This window comes from Acidobacteriota bacterium, assembly GCA_040752915.1.
Lineage (GTDB): Bacteria > Acidobacteriota > UBA4820 > UBA4820 > DSQY01 > JBFLVU01.
The window spans coordinates 1-2,136 of sequence record JBFMHB010000143.1; the positions used below are offsets into that span (position 1 = coordinate 1).

Here is a 2,136-nt window from a genome sequence, read left to right on the forward strand (position 1 = left end):
TGAGAGGGGCTTCGGAGGTCAACGCTTCGGCTCCCGCCGGCCCGGAGAGCGCCGGCAACTCTTCAGCCTCGGACCCATTCCGACCTCCGGGACCATTCTACGCAGGCCCGCCCCGCACAGGCAACCGGGGGCAGGGGTCGGACTCGTCCAAGGGATCGTGATAGATTCGTACCCATGCACCCTACCGCCCCCCCGAACGAAGAGGGAGCCCAAGACGTCCGCCACGGGACGAGACGAGTCTTGCGCAGGGCGAGGGGCCGCCTGCTGGGGCTCTTCGGACGCCCCATCGAAGTGCGGCACAAGCTTCGGGCTGCCCGGACCCAGGTTTTGCGTTGGGTCGCCTTCTGCGCCTTCCTGGGGATGGTCACAGGCGCCCTCGTGGCCGTGTTCGACTTTTTGTTAAGGGAGGAGGTGTCCCCATCGTTTTCGGGCTCCGCCTCTCCCCGGTGTATTTGCTCCTCCCCATGGCAGGCCTCCTCCTCTCCAATGCGCTCACTCGATACGCCGTTCCTTCCAAGGAGGGAGCCCTTACCGAGGCCTATATCGCCCGCTGCCACAGCTCAAACGCCCGTTTCAGCTGGACCGACCTCCCCGGGAAACTCGCGGCGTCCTTCGTTACCCTTTCCACGGGAGGAAGCCTTGGATTGGAAGGCCCCTCGATTTTCCTTGGATCGAGCCTGGGAGAGGCCATCCAGCGCCGATTCAGAGATGTGTTCAAGGGAGAAGACGCGCGCCTGCTCATGGTCGCCGGCGCCGCCGCCGGCGTGGCCGCCAACCCCTTACGGGGCTCCTGTTCGCCCTCGAGGCGCTCCACCGGGACGGGATCGCGGGCAGGGCGTTCATTCCGGCCATGGTTGCCTCGGCCTCGAGCTACGTTACCTTCGCGCTCCTCGCGGGAAGCGAAGTGCTCTTCGCCGTGGAGACCCACCGGGCCTTCGACCTTCACGACCTGATCTGGGCGATCCCCCTCGGCATCTGCTGCGGCCTCCTCGCCCGCTTTTTCTCGCGGCTCGTTCGATCCACCCGGACCTTGTTCGAGAGGTTGCCGCGGTGGGCAAGGCCGCTCTTGGCTGGCCTCGTGCTGGGGTTGGCCGGAGTTCTGGTCCTCCGCGTCGCGGGGGAGCCGTTCCTCTATGGTCCGGGCCACCGGCTGGTTCAACACGTGCTCGCAGAGAGCGAACCTCTCGAGACCGTGCTCCTTTTCTGGTGCGCAAAAGCCTTTGCCACGGCCTTGACCTTGGCGGGGGGAGGTGTCGGTGGGGTCTTCTTCCCGCTGGTCGTGCTGGGGACCCTGACGGGAAGCGCTTTTGGCCGCACGGTGGTCGGTTCCAGCGACTCCCTGTACCCCCTCGTTGGACTGGCGGCGTTTGTCGGTGCGGGATACCGCACCCCCGTGGCGGCTGTGGCCTTCGTCGCGGAGACCACGGGCAATCCCTGGGCTCTCATCCCCGCCATGGTTGCCACCGTCGCAGGCTATCTTTCGATCGGAGGCGAGGGAATATCGGACGCCCAGAGGTCCGTGGCGGGAGACTCTCGGAACTGAATCGGGATCGACTCGGGAGGGATCGGGAAGTACACGATCAGCGGCCGTTCTTGGCTTGGAGTCCCTTTTTGGATAGGGCCGAACGCACCCCACGCTTTCCGAGAACCGCGAGATCCTCGGTCAACGATTGTTCAGGGTTTTCAAGCTCCAAGATCCTCCGGAAGGAGAGTACTCCCGAGATGAATCCCGCCACCACCAAAGCCTCCCGACGGAGCGGCCCGCCCGTGGGGCTTGTCCCGCCGGAGAGGAACCGGGCCAGGTCAGCCACGTAGCCCTCAAAGGCCTCCCTCAGCGCCGGACCGTGGTGACGGGACATCTTCATCCAGCCTCGCGCCTGGTGGAAAAGGAGCAGATACTCCGGACGGTTCGAAAAGAAAGCCTCGTGGGCATCGAGAATCACCGGGAGCGGGTCCGCTCCCGCGGGCAGGCCCTTCAGGCGAATCCCGGTTTCCTCCGCGAGGCGACAGAACCCCTGCCGCACAAGTTCGGCGATCAGGGCCTCCCGGGAGGGAAAGTACTGGTAGAAGGTCCCCTTCCCCAAATCGGCACGAGCCGTAATTTCCTCGATGGAAGGCTCGTAGATCCCCCTTTCA

At 65.2% G+C, this 2,136-nt stretch carries 2 protein-coding genes and 1 pseudogene; 2 read left to right on the forward strand and 1 reads right to left on the reverse strand.

All coding sequences use genetic code 11. The annotated features are described in order from the left end of the window. The first annotated feature begins 464 nt into the window (after positions 1-464). Both AB1824_13540 and AB1824_13545 read left to right on the forward strand, forming a co-directional pair. Positions 465-761 (forward strand): annotated as a pseudogene (locus AB1824_13540) (chloride channel protein). Further along, on the forward strand, positions 701-1,543 hold the full coding sequence (locus AB1824_13545; GenBank protein MEW5765982.1) for a chloride channel protein: 843 nt from the start codon (positions 701-703) through the stop codon (positions 1,541-1,543). Before AB1824_13540 ends, AB1824_13545 begins: the two are co-directional and overlap by 61 nt. Positions 1,544-1,580: 37 nt before the next feature. Here AB1824_13545 and AB1824_13550 read toward each other — a convergent pair. Then, positions 1,581-2,136 (reverse strand): TetR/AcrR family transcriptional regulator (locus tag AB1824_13550; protein MEW5765983.1); only part of this gene is annotated, 556 nt, incomplete at its 5' end.